14 protein-coding genes and 1 pseudogene are annotated in these 15,460 nt (G+C 67.7%); 7 read left to right on the plus strand and 8 right to left on the minus strand.

Annotation, left to right across the window (positions count from 1 at the left end; genetic code table 11):
- Positions 1 to 14 precede the first annotated feature (14 nt).
- Both coaBC and ACSC1W_RS03905 read right to left on the minus strand, forming a co-directional pair.
- Positions 15 to 1,217, minus strand: a complete 1,203-nt coding sequence (gene coaBC / locus ACSC1W_RS03900; RefSeq protein WP_435346008.1) for a bifunctional phosphopantothenoylcysteine decarboxylase/phosphopantothenate--cysteine ligase CoaBC — start codon at positions 1,215 to 1,217, stop codon at positions 15 to 17.
- 67 nt (positions 1,218 to 1,284) lie between these two features.
- Entirely contained in the window at positions 1,285 to 2,016 is a 732-nt protein-coding gene (locus ACSC1W_RS03905) for an FAD-dependent oxidoreductase (RefSeq protein ID WP_435345550.1), read from the minus strand.
- 127 nt (positions 2,017 to 2,143) lie between these two features.
- Between ACSC1W_RS03905 and ACSC1W_RS03910 the strand changes: the two genes are divergently transcribed.
- From ACSC1W_RS03910 to ACSC1W_RS03920, 3 genes are all read left to right on the plus strand, one after another.
- Entirely contained in the window at positions 2,144 to 2,659 is a 516-nt protein-coding gene (locus ACSC1W_RS03910) for a type II toxin-antitoxin system RatA family toxin (RefSeq protein WP_435345551.1), read from the plus strand.
- A 74-nt stretch (positions 2,660 to 2,733) separates the two neighbouring features.
- The gene (gene trkA / locus ACSC1W_RS03915) at positions 2,734 to 4,071 is read left to right on the plus strand and encodes a Trk system potassium transporter TrkA (protein WP_435345552.1); all 1,338 of its coding nucleotides are present in this window, start codon (positions 2,734 to 2,736) and stop codon (positions 4,069 to 4,071) included.
- Positions 4,068 to 5,702: a TrkH family potassium uptake protein gene (locus tag ACSC1W_RS03920; RefSeq protein WP_435345553.1), complete on the plus strand. Its 1,635-nt coding sequence runs from the start codon at positions 4,068 to 4,070 to the stop codon at positions 5,700 to 5,702. Before trkA ends, ACSC1W_RS03920 begins: the two co-directional genes overlap by 4 nt.
- A 39-nt stretch (positions 5,703 to 5,741) precedes the next feature.
- Here ACSC1W_RS03920 and ACSC1W_RS03925 read toward each other — a convergent pair whose 3' ends face one another.
- The 5 genes and pseudogenes from ACSC1W_RS03925 to ACSC1W_RS03945 all read right to left on the minus strand — a co-directional run bounded on the left by ACSC1W_RS03925 (position 5,742) and on the right by ACSC1W_RS03945 (position 10,822).
- Complete coding sequence (locus tag ACSC1W_RS03925) at positions 5,742 to 7,409, minus strand: TrkH family potassium uptake protein (RefSeq protein WP_435345554.1); 1,668 nt, start codon at positions 7,407 to 7,409, stop codon at positions 5,742 to 5,744.
- Entirely contained in the window at positions 7,410 to 8,099 is a 690-nt protein-coding gene (locus ACSC1W_RS03930; RefSeq protein ID WP_435345555.1) for a potassium channel family protein, read from the minus strand.
- Positions 8,100 to 8,167: 68 nt separating this feature from the next.
- Positions 8,168 to 8,740, minus strand: a complete 573-nt coding sequence (locus ACSC1W_RS03935; RefSeq protein ID WP_435345556.1) for a plastocyanin/azurin family copper-binding protein — start codon at positions 8,738 to 8,740, stop codon at positions 8,168 to 8,170.
- A 44-nt stretch (positions 8,741 to 8,784) separates the two neighbouring features.
- On the minus strand, positions 8,785 to 9,837 hold the full coding sequence (locus ACSC1W_RS03940) for a M42 family metallopeptidase (protein WP_435345557.1): 1,053 nt from the start codon (positions 9,835 to 9,837) through the stop codon (positions 8,785 to 8,787).
- A gap of 59 nt (positions 9,838 to 9,896) precedes the next feature.
- A pseudogene (locus ACSC1W_RS03945) lies at positions 9,897 to 10,822 on the minus strand (DMT family transporter).
- Between the two features lie 203 nt (positions 10,823 to 11,025).
- Between ACSC1W_RS03945 and ACSC1W_RS03950 the strand changes: the two are divergent.
- On the plus strand, positions 11,026 to 11,511 hold the full coding sequence (locus ACSC1W_RS03950; protein ID WP_435345559.1) for an Lrp/AsnC family transcriptional regulator: 486 nt from the start codon (positions 11,026 to 11,028) through the stop codon (positions 11,509 to 11,511).
- A gap of 9 nt (positions 11,512 to 11,520) precedes the next feature.
- Here the strand turns inward: ACSC1W_RS03950 and pdhA are convergent, their stop codons facing one another.
- The gene (pdhA, locus tag ACSC1W_RS03955) at positions 11,521 to 12,585 is read right to left on the minus strand and encodes a pyruvate dehydrogenase (acetyl-transferring) E1 component subunit alpha (protein ID WP_435345560.1); all 1,065 of its coding nucleotides are present in this window, start codon (positions 12,583 to 12,585) and stop codon (positions 11,521 to 11,523) included.
- A gap of 210 nt (positions 12,586 to 12,795) precedes the next feature.
- Between pdhA and ACSC1W_RS03960 the strand changes: the two genes are divergently transcribed.
- From ACSC1W_RS03960 to ACSC1W_RS03970, 3 genes are read left to right on the plus strand one after another with little or no spacing between them, the layout of a single operon-like run.
- On the plus strand, positions 12,796 to 14,118 hold the full coding sequence (locus ACSC1W_RS03960) for a M28 family peptidase (protein ID WP_435345561.1): 1,323 nt from the start codon (positions 12,796 to 12,798) through the stop codon (positions 14,116 to 14,118).
- A gap of 54 nt (positions 14,119 to 14,172) precedes the next feature.
- A complete protein-coding gene (locus ACSC1W_RS03965) occupies positions 14,173 to 14,934 on the plus strand; it encodes an NAD(+)/NADH kinase (RefSeq protein WP_435345562.1) in 762 nt (253 codons plus the stop codon).
- A 45-nt stretch (positions 14,935 to 14,979) separates the two neighbouring features.
- Positions 14,980 to 15,435, plus strand: a complete 456-nt coding sequence (locus ACSC1W_RS03970; RefSeq protein WP_435345563.1) for a DUF7313 family protein — start codon at positions 14,980 to 14,982, stop codon at positions 15,433 to 15,435.
- The last annotated feature ends 25 nt before the right edge of the window (positions 15,436 to 15,460 follow it).

Consider the following 15,460-nt stretch of genomic DNA (forward strand, 5'->3'; position numbering starts at 1 on the left):
GTCGGAGTCGGAACTCAGAGCGTGGCCGCCAGTGCCCGGGCAACCTCGAGTCCCAGTCGCTCCTTCGTTCCCTCGAACTCGGAGTAGGCCGTCTCGTGTACCAGCAGTGCGCGACTCTCCGCCGACCCCATCACGCTGGCGTCGTTCGCGACGACGAACGCGAGGCCGACGCGGGACAGCGTCTCGCGGGCCGCGTCGACCATCGACTCGTCGTCGCCGCTCGTCTCGGTCTTGAACCCGACGATGCGGAGGTCGGGGTCGGACGCACGGACCGCGTCGATGAGCTTTCGGGTCGGTTCGAGCGAGATGGACAGTTCGTCCTGCCCGGAGCGTATCTTCTCGTCGGCCCGGTCGACGGTGTAGTCGCTGATGGCGGCGACGGAGACGAGCGCGTCCGCGGGGTCGTCACCGTCAGCGACGGCGTCGAGCGTCGCGTCGGTCATCTCCTCGGCGCTCTCGACGGCGACGAGGTCGGCGTAGGGGACGCCCTCGACGGCCTCGCCGGTGGTCAGCGCGTGGGGGCCGACCGCCCCGTGGACGAGCGTCACGTCCGCGCCGAGGGCGTAGCACGCCCGGGCGACGGCGCGCCCCGTCCGGCCGGAGGAGCGGTTCGTCAGCACGCGAACCGGGTCGACGGACTCCACCGTCGCGCCGCTGGTGACGACGACGTGCCGGCCGGAGAGCGGCGAGTCGCCCGTCGCCCGCGACACGGCAAGCGCGATGGCGTCCTCGGTCGCTATCTTCGCCTTCCCCTCCTCGATCCGAGGGTCGACGAACGAGACGCCCCACGACTCCAGTCGCTCGATGGACTCCAGCACGCCGGGGTGGTCGTACATCGGTTCGTGCATCGCCGGCGCGACGACCACGGGGAGGCCCGACCCGAGCGCGGTCGTCGCGCAGGTCGACACCGGCGTGTCGTCGACGGCGTGTGCCATCTTCCCGACCGTGTTGGCCGTGGCCGGGGCGACCAGCAGCACGTCCGCCCACTCGTCGCGCCCGCAGAGTTCGACGTGTTCGACCCGGCCAGTTATCTCGGTCACGACGTCGTTCTCGGTGGCGAACTCGACCGACCAGGGGTGGACGATACCCTGTGCACTCTCGGTCATCACCGCCCGGACGTTCGCGCCCCGACGACGCAACTCGTGGGCCAACTCGACCGTCTTCACGGCGGCGATGGACCCGGTCACGCCGAGGGCGACGTTCACTCCGTCGAGCATCGTCATGCCAACTCGTTCGTAGCCCCGGGTTACGGATGTATCGGTCGGGCAGCACACGCGGCCGGACTCAGTCCTCGGCGTCCAGGTCGACGCTGGGGTGCATCGTCGGTTCGTCGTCGAGCGGTTCCGTGTACGCCCGCATCGCCTCGCGGGCACGTTCGTCGCGTGCGCGACGCTCCGCGTCGGATATCTCCTCTGTCGCGGGCGGGACGTCGCGGTCCCGGCCGGTGAAGTAGCCCTCGGGCGTCACCCAGTCGTGGTAGAAGTCCACGTCCGACTCGTGGACGATGGTCCGCCCGACCGTCGCCCCGTGGCCAGCACAGACGACGGCCTGGTGGTACTGGTCTGCGAGTCGACCGGCGGCGTACAGCCCCTCGACGTTCGTCCGCCCGGCGTGGTCGACCGGCACGAACGTCTTGCTCCCGCGCGTCTCCGTCTCGACGCCAGTCCCGTCGAGATAGGAGGCGTCGGACCACGACGCCGCGACGACACGGCGGACCGTCGTCGTGGACCCGTCGTCGACGCGCACCTCGAACCCGTCGTCGGCCTGCTCGACGTCGGTGACGAGGCCGTCGCGGAACCGACAGCCCGCGACGCGGGCCTGTTCGGTCGTCTGTTCGAGCAGGCGGCGCGCGTCGACGCCGCAGGGGAAGCCGGGGTAGTTCTCCAGGTGCGCGTTCCGACGGAGTATCTGCCCGCCGTCGTCGACGACGACGGTGTCGAGGTCGGCGCGAGCGGTGAAGATGCCGGCGGAGAGCCCGGCGAGTCCACCGCCCACGATGCAGACGTCTGCGTCCATAGCCGCGTGTCACTCCGCAGTGGATAAAAACCAGTCGAGAACTGCCGGTCGAGACGGTCGTCGCACGGGCCGCGCCGTCGACCCCCGCCACGGAAAGGCTTACGTGGGAACTGCGGGAAGGTAGCGTGTGGAACGCGTCGAGGTCACCACCGTCATCTACGCCACGCCGGAGACTATCTTCGAGTTCCTCGTGGACTTCCCGCGCTACGCGCGATACTCGGAGTACCTGAAGCGGGTGCGCCAGCACGGCGACGGCGAACCCGGAACGCAGTACGAACTGACCTTCGCCTGGTGGAAGTTGACGTACACCGCCAGGTCGGAGGTCACGGCCATCGACCCGCCGCACAGCATCGACTGGAAGGTGGTCAAGGACATCGACGCGACCGGCCGCTGGCTGGTCGAGGAGGCCCCGGACGCGGCACCCGAGGGCGAATCAGTCGCGTCGCGCGTCCGGTTCCTCGTCGAGTACGACCCCGGGTCCGCCCGGGCGGGCGACATCAAGATACCGCGGTTCGTCTCGCTGCCCTGGGTCATCGAGAAGGTGAAACCCAGGGTCAGGAGCGAGGCGAAACGCATCGTCGAGCGCGTCGTCGCGGACATCGAGGGACGGCGGCGGGACGTCGACGTCGAGATTCGGACCTGACCGGGCACAAACCCGAACCCTCTTGTCACCCCCAAAAGTAGACCTGTGCAACTGGATAGAACGGTGAGACTGGAGTGTACGTAATCGTCATCGGAGCAGGCGAGGTCGGTAGCAACATCGCGGCGAGTCTCTCTGAGTCCCACGAGGTCGTCGTCATCGACACCGACGGGGACCGAGTCGAGTCGCTCACCTACAAACTCGACGTCCTCCCCATCGAGGGTGACGGGACGTCGCTCGAGACGCTGGAGGAGGCCGGCATCCGCGAGGCCGACATGGTCATCGCGAGCACGGACCGCGACGAGACGAACATCGTCTCCTGTGCGACGGCCAAGACCATCGACGACCCGTTCACCATCGCCCGGGTCAAGCGGACCGGGTTCCTCGACACGTGGCGCGGGTCCGAGGGGGCCTTCGGCGTCGACTTCATGGTCTGTACCGACCTGCTGACCGCCGAGACGGTCGTCCGCATCGCCGGCCTCCCCGGCGCACGCGACGTGGATTCGTTCGCCAACGGCTGCGTCCGGATGGCCGAGTTCGAGGTGACCGACGATTCGCCCATCGCCGACCAGACGGTCGCGGACGCGGACCGGTTCGAGTCGCTGACGTTCGCGGCCATCCTCCGGAACGGCAACGTGACCATCCCCCGTGGCGAGACCACCATCGAGGCGGGGGACTCGGTCGTCGTCATCGGAAGCCCGGACAGCGTCCGGCAGTTCGCCGGTGCGCTCGCCCCGACGCAGGTCCTCGAAGCCCCCGACGAGGTCTACATCATCGGCGGGAGCGAGATCGGGTACCAGGTCGCCAGATTGTTCGAAGCGCGCGAGATGACCCCCCGAATCATCGAGAACGACCGCGAACGGGCGCGCGAACTCGCCGAGGAACTGCCCAACAGCATCGTCCTCGAGAACGACGCGACCGACGTGGACTTCCTCAATCAGGAACACGTGAGCGACGCCGACCTCGTCGTCACGACGCTCGAATCCGACGAGAAGAACCTGCTCGTCTCCCTCCTGGCGAAGCGCATCGGCGCGGCGAGGACCGTCGCCGTCGTCGAGAACGGGCGCTACGTCGACCTGTTCGAGACGGTCGGCGTCGACGTCGCCGTCAACCCGCGCGAGGTGACCGCCGAGGAGATAACGCGGTTCACGCGCGAGGAACACACCGAGAACATCGCCATCATCGAGTCCGACCGGGCCGAGGTCCTCGAGATAGAGGTCGACGACGAGAGCATCCTCGCCGGTCGGTCCATCCGCGAGGCGGCGGCGGAGTTCCCCCAGGGCGTCGTCATCGGGGCCATCACGCGGGACGAGCAGTTCGTCACACCGCGCGGTCACACCGTCGTCGAACCGGGGGACCACGTCGTCGTGTTCCTCGATACGACCGTCGCCGAAGACATCGCACCGAAACTATGAAACTGCGAGTCGACTGGCGGGCGAGCGTGAGTCTCGTCGGGAGCGTCCTGAAGTACCTCGCGGTCGCACTGCTCGCCCCCATCGCGACGAGTCTCCTCTACGGCGAGGCGTTCGTCCCGTTCGTGCTCCCGTTCGTCGTCACCGCGGCCGTCGCGGTTGGACTCGGCGTCGGGATGGAACGACTCGAACCGGACCCGGACCTCGGTGCCCGCGAGGGCTTTCTCATGGTCGCGCTCACGTGGCTGGTGGTGTCCGTCGTCGGCGCGATACCGTACGTCCTCGAGGGGTTGACCGTCCAGAACGGGACCCTCACCTACCTGTTGTCCTCGACGCTCCACGACCCGTTCAACGCGCTGTTCGAGTCGATGAGTGGGTTCACGACCACCGGGGCGACGGTGATGGGGACGATAGACCCGACGTATCACTCGCGCGGGCTGATGCTGTGGCGCCAGCTCACCCAGTGGGTCGGCGGCATGGGTATCGTCGTCCTCGCCGTCGCCATCCTGCCGGAACTCTCGGTCGGTGGCGCCCAGTTGATGGACGCCGAGGCGCCGGGGCCGGGCATCGAGAAGCTGACGCCCCGCATCGCGGAGACGGCACGGGCGCTCTGGGTCATCTACGCCGGCATCACACTGCTCGAAGTGCTCCTGCTGTACGGCCTCCACCTCGCCGGGCTGGCACCGGGGATGACGATGTACAACGCCATCTCACACGGGTTCACCACGATGGCGACGGGCGGGTTCTCGCCCGAGGCGCGGAGCATCGAGGCGTTCAGCGCCGCGGTGCAGTGGGTCGTCGTGCCGTTCATGGTCGCCGCCGGGACGAGTTTCCCCCTGTTCTGGCACCTCACCAACGGGAACACGGACCGGTTCCGCCGCGACCCGGAGTTCAGGACCTACGTGGGCATCCTGGGGGTCCTGTCGGCGCTCCTCGCGGGGATGCTGTTCGGCGACGTGGGCCTGACGGACGCGGCGACGGACGCGACCCGGGCCGCCTACGAGACGGTCACGCCGGCGGTCCGCGCGCACACGTTCCCCATCGCCGGGGACGTGGAGGCGGCTCTCCGACACGCCGCCTTCCAGGTGGTCTCCATCGTGACCACGACCGGGTACGCGTCGATGGACTTCACGACGTGGGACGGGTCGGCGAAGTACGTGCTCGTGTTCGCGATGTTCGTCGGCGGGTCGGCCGGGTCGACCGGCGGGGGCATCAAGGTCATCAGGTGGCTCGTCATCATGAAGTCGCTCCGTCGGGAACTGTTCTCGACGGTCCACCCCAACGCCGTCCGCCCGGTGCGACTCGGCGGTCGACCGCTCGACGAGCGCGCCATCCGCGGCATCTACGCGTTCACGCTGCTCTACCTGGTCCTGTTCTTCGTCGCGTCTGCGGTCCTCGCCGCCGACGCCGCGTTCCTGAACCCCGAGCAGTCCCTCACCATCGTCGAGGCGATGACCGCCGTCGCCGCGACCCTTGGGAACATCGGCCCGGGGTTCGGCGAGGTCGGTCCGATGGGCAGTTACCTGGGGTTCTCGGCACAGGCGAAGCTGTTCATGATTACGCTGATGTGGATCGGACGGCTCGAAGTGTTCCCCGTCCTCGTGCTGCTGACGCGGGCGTACTGGAGTTCGTAGTCGCAGGACGCTCCGGGGCGTCCGACCGGCAGTCGCCCCTTACGGATTCAGGCCCTGCAGTGCCGACCGTGCGAACACGAGCACCGGGATGATCTCGAGTCGTCCGATCCACATGTTGAACAGGAACATCGCCTCGGCGACCGGCGGCATGGACGGCCCGGTGATGCCGGTCGAGAGTCCGACGTTCCCCTGTGCGCTCGCCACCTCGAACAGGGCGTCGGCGTAGCTGAAGTCCGGCCCGGCCACGTTCACGAGCACGAGGCTCGACGCGACCAGCATGATGACCCAGAGCAGGCTGACGATGGCCGCCTCGGCGAACTCGCGGTTCATCTCGTCCTCGTCCAGTCGCCGGTCGTCGATGGTGAGGCCGACCACGGCGTCCCGGGGCAGGAACACCCGGGAGAACTGCCACTGGATGCCCTTCGAGATGGTGTAGCCCCTGATTATCTTGATGCCGCCGACGGTCGACCCGGCGGCACCGCCCAGGGTCATCGCCCCCGCCAGCAACAGTTTTCCGCCGTCGGACCACCGCCCGATGGGCGACGACTGGAAGCCGGTACACGACAGGGCGCTCACCCACTGGAACGTCCCGTCCCGGACCGCGTCGAACTGCGCCGTCGAGACGAACGCAAGCGGGGACTGCACCGTCGCGCCGTAGCCCTCGGGGGCGAGGTTCACCAGCAGGTTCTGGGCCGACAGGGCGACGATGCCCACGCCGAGCAGGACGAACAGCCACCGGGTCTGGACGTCGCCGTACAGTTCGTGCCACCGCCCCTGTCTGAGGATGGCGTAGTGGATGGGGAACGCGATTGCGCCGAGGGTCATCACCGGCAACAGCACCGACTCGATGAGCGGCGAGTTGTACGACTCCATCGAGTTGTCGGTGACGGAGAACCCGCCGGTCGACAGGCCAGTCATCGCGTGGTTGAGTGCCTGCCAGAACGCCTCGAACAGGCTCAACTGGTCCTGTGTCCCCCAGATGGCCAGGAAGAGGACGACGATGGAGACCAGCGTGTAGCCGACGAAGATGCGCCAGACCGTCCGGACCGTCGAGACGACAGACGGGTGTATCTTCTCCTCTCGCGTCTCGGACCGGTACAGGGCGTAGCTCCCGCTCCCGGGTCGGGAGAGGATGGTGACGGTGAGGACGATGACCCCGACGCCACCGACGTACTGGACGAGCGACCGCCACCACTGCACCGACCGTGGGAGCGACGGTTCGTGGATCGCCATCGTCAGTCCGCTCCCGGTCCACCCGCTCATCGACTCGAAGAGCGCGTGCAGCGGGTGCCGGAAGTAGAGGAGACTCGACCGGGACGTCGCCCCCGCGACCCTCGCCGCCTCCCAGTCGGCGGACGCCGGGACGTAGCCGGCCATCACCTCGACGGGCGTGAACCACGCGACGAGGAAGAACGCGAGGCCGCCGAAGACGGCCGTCGCGAACCAGCCACCCGCCGCGATGACCATCCCGTGCTTCATCCGCGGTTCCGGGGCGTCGTCGAACCGACGGCGACTGGCCTCGCCGACGCCGGCGGTGATGCCGCCGGCCGTCAGGAACCCGAGGGCGGGTTCGAACTCGCCGAACGCGAGCGCGACGAACACGGTCAGCGTGAGCAGGGCCGCCTGCATGAGCAAGAGCGTGCCGACGTCGCGGAGGATGACGGCGAGGTCGGCCGGGACGCCGTCGACGGTCTGTCTCCGGGGCATCTATCGCTCGTGGTCCTCGAAGTGGCCGAAGACGTCGGTCACGTCGGGCGTCGCGCCCTCGCTCGCGTACACCGTCAGCAGGTCGCCGGCCTGGATTCGCGTCCCCCCACGGGGCGTGATCGGTCCGCCCGTGCTGCCGTTCCGTTCGACGGCGACCACGAGGACGTCGTCCGTCAGCAGTCCCTCCTCGTTGGCCTCACGGAGCGTCAATCCGGCGACCGGCGCGTCTTCGGCGACGGTTATCTCGAACACCTCGGCGTCGTCGCCGACCTTCATGTAGTCCTTGATGGACGGCCGTTTCACCGCACGGTAGAGGTACTCCGAGATGAGTCGCTGGGGGTTCTCCATCGTCGTGACGCCGACCCGTTCGAACAGTTTCATGTGCTCGGGGTTGTGGACGACGCTGACGATGGCCGGCACCTGGCGGTCCTTCGCCAGGAGCGAGACCATGATGTTGGTCGCGTCCTGGTCGGTCGTCGAGATGAGCGCGTCGGCACGGTCGATGCCGGCGTCCTCCAGGGTCTCCGCGACGGTCGCGTCGGCGTTGATGACGAGGCAGTCGAACGCCGTGGCCGCTGCCTCGGCCTTCGCCGGGTCCTGCTCGACGACGACGACCTCGTTCCGGTCGGCGGTGGCGATCTCGATGAGTGGAGTCCCGATGTTCCCCGCCCCGACGATGATGACGTACATCTATCGCGGGTTACACGTGGTCGGAAGAAAAGGTACCGTTCGACGTGCCCTTCCGGGTGCCGGGTACGTTACTCGGGCGTCTCGTAGTCGCCGCCGTACTTGAGGAACACGTAGGCCAGCGAGAGCGTGGTCAGCATGGCACCGACCGTCCCGACGGCCAGGGACATCGCGCTGGCCGGGAGTGCCGGACCACTGGACTCACCGCTCGACGGTGCCTGACCGGTCTCGTTGACGATGATGGTCCCCTTCATGCCGAGTCCGGCGTGCGGGTCACACTGGTACTCGTACGTGCCGAGCGTCTCGAACGTGTGCTCGTAGGTGAACCCCGTGTTCTCGGTCGGGAGATGACCTTCCCACGTCGCGCCCTCGGGGACGGACGTCGGGTTGATGTTGTGGTTGTCCGACTCCCAGTTGAACGTGACCGTCGATCCCTTGGCCACGTACAGGGGGTCGTCGGTGCCGGGGGTGTAGACGTAGTCGCCACCCGGTCCGACCGCGACCGTCTTGCTCCCGCCGCCACCGCCGCCTTCGCCTTCCTGTGCGGTGGCCGTGCTCGCGGTCACGGCAGCGGCCGTCGCGCCTGCTGCACCCTGCAAGAACTGCCGACGCGAGACCGGCGCTTCGTCTGTGTCTTCGCTCATGGCCGGGGGTTCGTGATGCCCCGTACTCAATTCTTCGATACCGCTCACAGCGTGTAATCGTGTGACCCGTCCTCGGAGTCGAGGAATGCGGCGGTCAGTTCGATGGCCCCCGTGATGTCGTCCCCGTGGGCGACCTCGGTCGGCGTGTGGAGGTACCGGGTCGGGACCGAGACCGCGCCGACGGGAACCGACCCGTGAGCACGCTGGAGGCCCCCGGTGTCGGTCCCGCCCGCCGGGAGGACCTCGAACTGGTATGGAAGTCCCTCGGCGTCGGCGACGGCACGCAGGCGGCGGTGGACCTTCCGGTTGGTGATGACCGAGGAGTCTTTCAGCTTTATCGCGACGCCGTCGCCGAGTTCGGTCACGTAGTCGTACTCCTCGAAGTCGCTGAGGTCGTTCGCGACGGTGGTGTCGAGCGCGAGCGCCAGGTCCGGGTCGAGGTCGACGCCGATGGTCTGTGCGCCGCGCAACCCGACCTCCTCCTGGACGGTCGCCACGAAGTGGACCGTCACCTCTGGGTCGTCGACCCGGCGTGCGAGTTCGAGCATGGCGAACACCGAGACGCGGTTGTCGATGGACTTCCCCGAGACGCAGTCGCCCAGCGGTTCGGTTCGCTGGGACATCGTGACGACGTCGCCCACCTCGACCCGTCGCCTGGCCTCCCTCGCCGAGAGGCCGAGGTCGACGCGAACGTCGTGGACGTCGCGTTCCTCGTCGCCGTCCTCGCCGCCGGAGTGGGGTGGGACGGAGCCGATGACGCCCGGAAGTTCGCCCTCTTCGGTCTGGACGGTGACCCGTTCGGCGCGGAGGACCTCCGGGTCCCACCCTCCGAGGGGGTCGATGGCCAGGAAGCCGTCGTCGTCGACGTGACGGACCATGAACCCGATCTCGTCCATGTGTGCCGCCACGACGACCTCGTACTCCGCGTCGCCCTCGACGGTCCCGACGACGTTGCCCATGGCGTCGGAGTCGACGCGGTCGACGGTCTCCTCGAGTTCTCGTCTGACGACGTCGCGGACGTTCTGTTCGTATCCCGGTGCGCCGTGGACCTCCGTGAGTTCGACGAGGAGGTCGTAGTCGAAGTCGAAGTCAGCCATGGCCGATATCGCAGTCGCGCCCGTAAAAACGGGACGGAACCGGCGTGTGACGCGAGAACTCAGCGACGGGCCCGTTCGAACCGCCGACCGAGGACCTGCCCGAACGCGTCGTGTTTGACGAGTGCGAACCCGGCGAAGATGACGGCGAACCCGACGAGCGTCGCGTCGTCGACCAGGGTGCCGAAAAGCGCCCAGCTGACGACGGTGGCGACGACCGGTTCGAGGTAGCCGACGAGGTTGAGTTCGGTCGGTCCGAGCCGTTCCAGCAGTTCGAAGTAGAGCAGGAAGGCGACGACGCCGGAGGCGAGGGTGAGGTACCCGAGCGAGACGAGTGCAGGCTGGGTCCACTGGATAGCCTCGAAGGACTCCCCGCGGGCGGTGCTGACGACGTGGAGGACGCCCGCGCCGACGAGCATCGACCAGGCCTGTTTGGTCTGGACCGGGAGCCCGGTGTCCAGCGGGCGGGTGAGGACGGAGCCGAGCGCGAAGCTCGTCCCGGCACAGAACACGAGCAGGACGCCGACGAGACTCGTCGACAGGGCGGTTCCCGGCGTCGGCTGGACGACCACGACGACGCCCGCGATACCCAGCAGGAAGCCCAGGGCACCGAGAGGCTGGAGCGGGTCCTCGACGTGGAGGACGCTACCGAAGCCCGCGGTCAGTATCGGCGAGAGGCTGATGACGACCGCGGCGACGGCCCCGGAGACGTGTCGTTCGCCGAGGTAGAGCAGGGCGTGGTAGGCCGCGAAGAGGAAGACCGCCGTCACGACCGTCTGGAGCCACTCCTGTCGGCTTCGCGGTCGCCAGCGGTCGGTCGACCGGACGGCGTATGCGAGTACGAGCACGCCGGCGACGTCGTACCGGAGCGCCGCGAACATGACGGGCGGGAAGTAGTGGAGGCCGACCTCGATAGCGACGAACGAGGCGCCCCAGAGCGTAGCCAGCAATACGAACAATCCACTCGTGTCTGAAATCTCCTCCAGATAGTCCGGGTGAATCATGGTTTCTATACAACCTTCGTCGAGTGCGAGTATTAAAGAGCAACGCAACAGAACAGGGATTTACTGTAGTTTCTAGCGCACAGCGGGTTGAATTCGAACTTAGAGCAGGAAACAGACGAGATATCGAATTCAGTTCACAGAATATCGATGGTGAACTACTTTACACCTGTCGACACTCGGTCTGCCCATGGACGAGCGTGACGTGCGACTGCTGAAGGCCATCGCGGAACTCGGTACGGGCAGTCCCGACAGGCTTCACGAGGAGACCGGCATCCCGGTGTCGACCATCCACTACCGGTTGAACAACCTCAAGGAGGACGGCATCGTCGAGAACGACCTCTACGACCTCGACCTCGAGGCGTTCGGACTCGGGGTCACCGTCATCGTCGAGGTGCTGGCGGACTACAGCGGTTCGCACGACGAGGTCACAGACGGCCTGCGGGGCATCGAAGGCGTGACGCAGTTGTTCGCGACGATGGGCGAGACGGACTTCATCGCCATCGCGCGCGTCGGCGATAGCGACATGGTCGGCGACCTCATCCGGTCGTTCGAGCAGGTCCCGGAGGTCGAACGGACGAACTCGACGTACGTCATCGAGACGCTCTGGGACGACGCGCGCGGACTGCGGAGCTACAGCCTGGAGACGTTGCTGGAGAAGTTCGCGACCGATTGAGAGACGGGTTCAGTGGCCGATCTGGGGGTCCTCGGGGAGGGTCCGGCGCTGGTCGCGGAGGCGCGCGGGCATGTCCTCGTAGACGTGCTCGAACATCTCCTCGGGTTCGTAGCCGGTGTGTTCCTCGGCCGCCTCGACGGCGCGTGCGACCTCCTCGGTCGCCCACTGCTCGACGGCGGCCTCGTCGTCCCCGGTCCAGCCGAACTCCTCCTCGAGGTAGGTGCGCGACCGGTCGAGGGGGTCCTCCTGGAGCCAGTCGGCGGCCTCGTCCTCGTCGCGGTAGACCGACGGGTCGTCCGTGGTCGTGTGTGCGCCCCTGCGGTAGGTGACGGCCTCGATGAGCGTCGGGCCACCGCCGTTCCTGGCCTTCGCCAGGGCGTTCGAGACGACCTCGTGGACGGCGAACACGTCGTTGCCGTCGACGCGGACGCCATCGAACCCGTAGGCCCGTGCCTTCTGGGCGATGGTCGCGCTCGCGGTCTGGCGCTCGCGAGGCACAGAGATGGCGTAGCCGTTGTTCTGGCAGAAGAACACCGTCGGGGTGTCGAAGACGCCGGCGAAGTTCAGGCCCTCGTGGAAGTCGCCCTCCGAGGTCGCGCCGTCGCCGAAGGAGACGAGGGATGCGACGTCGTCGCCCCGGTACTTGGCGGCCATCCCGATGCCGACCGCGTGGGGCAACTGCGTCGCGATGGGGATGGAGATGGGGAACGTGGTGAGGTCCTCGCCGTCCTCCCGGTCGATGTACTGGCCGTCGCCGAGGAGGTGCAGGAGGACCTCACGGAGGTCGAGGCCGCGCTCGACGAACATCGCGTGGTCGCGGTAGGTCGGGAACAGGTAGTCCTCGTCTGCCAGTGCTGCTGCGGCACCGACCTGGGCCGCTTCCTGCCCGCACATCGGCGCGTAGGTGCCGATGCGCCCTTGCCGGTGGAGGCTGATGGCCTTCTCGTCGAATGTCCGGGCGAGTACCATCGTCTCGTAGAGCGATTTCGCGGCGCTCTCTCCGAGGTGATGGTCTCCGACGGCGGAGCCACCCGGTGACATGACGCGAACCAGATTTTCAGCCTCACTTGACATTCGAGTTCACCTGAGGGTCTATCGGAGTAACGACACTGTACGTAATAAAACATCGCCTCAAGCCGCGTACGGTGTGGAATAATCGGTAGGCGGTATAAAGGGGCTGGACATCGGCCCAATATTGCCGGAGAACTCCCCCTCGACACCGACGAATTGTCAGCCGTGCACCCGAGTCGCAACCCTTAGGCAGAGGCGGGTCCACGCCATCACATGACCCGCTGGATCGGACAGACGTTCACGAGCGAGACCGGGTGGGACCACCTGGAGACGCTCGTCGACATCGGCGACAGGATGGCCGGCAGCGAGGGGGAACGGGTGGCTGCCGAGGCCACCCGCGACGCACTCTCTGCAGTGGGTGCGCGCGATGCCCACCTCGACGAGTTCTCTATCCTGGGCTGGACGCGCGGCGACAGCGAGATACGCGCCGACGACGCCCGCTACGCGGACAGTCACGAGTGCATCGCGCTCCCGCGCAGTCCGGCCGACGAGGTGACCGGCGACCTCGTCGACCTCGGCTACGGCCTCCCGTCCGACTTCGAGGAGACCGACTGTGAGGGAAAGGTCGTCGTGGCCCGGAGCGACGTCCCCTCGCACTACGACCGCTACCTCCACCGCCGGGAGAAGTACTACCACGCGGTCGAGGCCGGTGCCGCCGCGTTCGTCTACCGGAACCACGTCGACGGCTGTCTCCCGCCGACGGGGTCCGTCGGCACCGACGACGCCCCTCTCGGGGAGATTCCCGCCGTCGGCGTCTCCGCGGAGACCGGCGCCCAGCTGTGCCGCCGCCACGAGGGCGACGAGGTCACCGTCGCCGTCACCGCCGAGACCGGCGACGCCACCAGCCAGAACGTCCACGCCGAACTCGGCCCCGGGACCGAGGACGTCGTCTACGTCACGAGTCACGTCGACGCACACGACATCTCGACGGGCGCGATGGACAACGGCGCCGGGACGGCGATGGTCGTCGAACTCGCGCGCGTCCTCGCCGAACGCGAGGACGAACTCGAGACCCGGGTCCGGTTCGTCTGCTTCGGTGCCGAGGAGGTCGGACTCGTCGGGTCCGCCCACGAGGCCGACCGCGTCGACCTCGACCGGGTCAAGACGGTTCTCAACCTCGACGGCGTGGTCCAGTCCCGGAACCTCGCACTCTACACGCACGGGTTCGACGAACTCGAGGCGGCCCTCGACGCCGTCGCCGACCGGTACGACCACCCCATCGAGGCCATCCCGAACCTCGGTCCCCACAGCGACCACTGGCCGTTCGTCCAGTGGGGCGTCCCCGGCTACCACGCCTACAGCGAGAACGACGACTCGGGTCGCGGCTGGGGACACACGCACGCCGACACGCTCGACAAACTCGAGGTGCGCGACCTGCGCGAACAGTCCGTCCTGCTCGCCGACCTGGCCGTCGACCTCACCGCGTCGTCGTTCGAGGTCGCCCACAGACAGCCGGACGACATCGCCGACGCGCTCGAAGAGGAGGACCTCGCCGAGGGCATGAAGATAACGGGCGACTGGCCGTACGACGACTGACCGACCCCGGACGGTACTGTAGCCTTTTTGTCGGCGGGGCCGCGAGTAGGGTACATGGAGAGCGCCGCCCGTGACAGCGACGAGACCTTGACTGTCGGCGTCGTCGGCGACCCCGACGGCGAACGCGTCGCACAGGTCGAGGCCGCGGTCGCAGACGCCGGTGCGGTCCCCCTGACCGGGGACCCGTCGTCGTTCGCGGACGCGTCGTTCGTCGTCGCCGTCGGCGAACGCGCCCTCATCGACGTCGCCCACGCGCACGTGGACCTGCCCGTCCTCCCGGTCGACGCCGGGACTGGCGTGCGCTCGGTTCCGGCGACCGAGACGGCCGCCGCCGTCCGTGCGACGCTCGCGGGCGATGCCGAGACGCACACCCACCGCCGCTTCTCCGTCGCCGTCGGCGAGGACCGCTACGACGCCCTGTTCGACGTGATGCTCGTGACGACCGAACCCGCCCGTATCTCGGAGTACCGCGTCGGTGCCGGCGACCACGATATCGCACAGTTCCGGGCCGACGGCGTCGTCGTCGCCACGCCTGCGGGAAGCCACGGGTACGCCAACGCGGCCGGCGGTGCCGTCGTCGACGCCGGACTCGGTGCGGCGTCTATCGTGCCCGTCGCGCCCTTCGCCATCGACATCGACCACTGGGTCGTCGACGCGACCGACGTCGTGCTCTCGGTCGAACGCGACGAGGGGGCGGTGTCGCTCCTCGTCGACGACCGGACGGTCTGCGAGGTCGATTCGACAGTCCCGGTTCGCCTCTCGCCGGGCGATTCGCTCACGGTCCTCCGTCCGCCACAGGCCGGGCCGCCGTGGTAGCCCGCTTTGGAAAAACTCTAATGGGCTAGCGACAGAGTCTCGGGTATGGACCCATCCACGCTACTCGGCCCGGTCGACGTACTCGGGCAGACGGTCGTCGGCGACGTCCTGTTGATCGAGTTCGTCCTGTTCGGACTCGTCATCGCCAACATGGTGACGCGCTACCTCGCGTACCGCCGCAACGTCCAGGAGGCGGAGGACGAGGATACCGAGGCCCTCAGCCGACATCCGGTTCACGAACTGACGAACGTGTTGCTCCTCGTCGGTGCGTTCTACTACACCACCGTCGCTCCCCACGGCGGCATCGTCCTCACGATGATCGTCATCGGACTGGTCATCGCGGACGTCTTCGAGAAGGAGGTCCGCGACGTCAGTTTCCGCGAGGACCGACCCATCGACGCGCCGAAGGGGGCCCTCGGCATCTCCGTGTTCGCACTGGCGTACGCCGGGTTCCAGGCAGTGTTCTTCCTCATCTCCGACTACTGGGGCGCCATCATCTGAGGCCCCCGCGGTTGCGGTTTCTCGG

The sequence above is a fragment of the Haloarchaeobius marinus genome, assembly GCF_051207415.1.
In the GTDB taxonomy this organism is placed as follows: domain Archaea; phylum Halobacteriota; class Halobacteria; order Halobacteriales; family Natrialbaceae; genus Haloarchaeobius.

Excerpts from the sequence above, each read along its gene's own strand:
- coaBC (WP_435346008.1), bottom strand. The coding sequence starts at position 1,217 with ATGCTCGACGGAGTGAACGTCGCCCTCGGCGTGACCGGGTCCATCGCC.
- ACSC1W_RS03905 (WP_435345550.1), bottom strand. The coding sequence starts at position 2,016 with ATGGACGCAGACGTCTGCATCGTGGGCGGTGGACTCGCCGGGCTCTCC.
- ACSC1W_RS03920 (WP_435345553.1), top strand. The coding sequence starts at position 4,068 with ATGAAACTGCGAGTCGACTGGCGGGCGAGCGTGAGTCTCGTCGGGAGC.
- ACSC1W_RS03925 (WP_435345554.1), bottom strand. The coding sequence starts at position 7,409 with ATGCCCCGGAGACAGACCGTCGACGGCGTCCCGGCCGACCTCGCCGTC.
- ACSC1W_RS03930 (WP_435345555.1), bottom strand. The coding sequence starts at position 8,099 with ATGTACGTCATCATCGTCGGGGCGGGGAACATCGGGACTCCACTCATC.
- ACSC1W_RS03935 (WP_435345556.1), bottom strand. The coding sequence starts at position 8,740 with ATGAGCGAAGACACAGACGAAGCGCCGGTCTCGCGTCGGCAGTTCTTG.
- ACSC1W_RS03940 (WP_435345557.1), bottom strand. The coding sequence starts at position 9,837 with ATGGCTGACTTCGACTTCGACTACGACCTCCTCGTCGAACTCACGGAG.
- ACSC1W_RS03950 (WP_435345559.1), top strand. The coding sequence starts at position 11,026 with ATGGACGAGCGTGACGTGCGACTGCTGAAGGCCATCGCGGAACTCGGT.
- pdhA (WP_435345560.1), bottom strand. The coding sequence starts at position 12,585 with ATGTCAAGTGAGGCTGAAAATCTGGTTCGCGTCATGTCACCGGGTGGC.
- ACSC1W_RS03960 (WP_435345561.1), top strand. The coding sequence starts at position 12,796 with ATGACCCGCTGGATCGGACAGACGTTCACGAGCGAGACCGGGTGGGAC.
- ACSC1W_RS03965 (WP_435345562.1), top strand. The coding sequence starts at position 14,173 with ATGGAGAGCGCCGCCCGTGACAGCGACGAGACCTTGACTGTCGGCGTC.
- ACSC1W_RS03970 (WP_435345563.1), top strand. The coding sequence starts at position 14,980 with ATGGACCCATCCACGCTACTCGGCCCGGTCGACGTACTCGGGCAGACG.